Genomic DNA, 523 nt, shown 5'->3' on the forward strand with positions numbered 1-523 from the left:
CCACTTTGTGATTCATGACTGGGGTGAAGTCGTAACAAGGTAACCGTAGGGGAACCTGCGGTTGGATCACCTCCTTACCTAAAGATATTGATTCGAGTGGCGTGCTCACACAGATTGTCTGATAGAAAGTAACGAGCAGAAATACCTTTATAGGCTTGTAGCTCAGGTGGTTAGAGCGCACCCCTGATAAGGGTGAGGTCGGTGGTTCAAGTCCACTCAGGCCTACCACTTCTCGGAAGTGGAAAAGGTACTGCGCGTGACTGTATGGGGCTATAGCTCAGCTGGGAGAGCGCCTGCCTTGCACGCAGGAGGTCAGCGGTTCGATCCCGCTTAGCTCCACCATATAGTCCGGTATTTCAATACTTCAGAGTATATTGGCGACAGTATGCTGCGAAGTATTTTGCTCTTTAACAATCTGGAACAAGCTGAAAATTGAAACATGACGGCTGAAATTTATCCCTCCGTAGATGTATTGGGATAAAGAGTAACCTGTCATAGAGTCTCTCAAATGTTTGCAGCGCGA

General features: G+C 48.0%; 2 tRNA genes and 1 rRNA gene. All 3 read left to right on the forward strand.

Annotated elements, in window-relative coordinates:
- A 16S ribosomal RNA gene (locus ACJ8QI_RS25520) occupies positions 1–77 on the forward strand; the annotation flags it as partial.
- Between the two features lie 74 nt (positions 78–151).
- A tRNA-Ile gene (locus ACJ8QI_RS25525) sits at positions 152–228 on the forward strand.
- A gap of 38 nt (positions 229–266) precedes the next feature.
- Positions 267–342, forward strand: a tRNA-Ala gene (locus ACJ8QI_RS25530).
- Positions 343–523: the final 181 nt, after the last annotated feature.

It is taken from the genome of Serratia sp. CY84636 (assembly GCF_052166245.1).
Lineage (GTDB): Bacteria > Pseudomonadota > Gammaproteobacteria > Enterobacterales > Enterobacteriaceae > Serratia > Serratia nevei.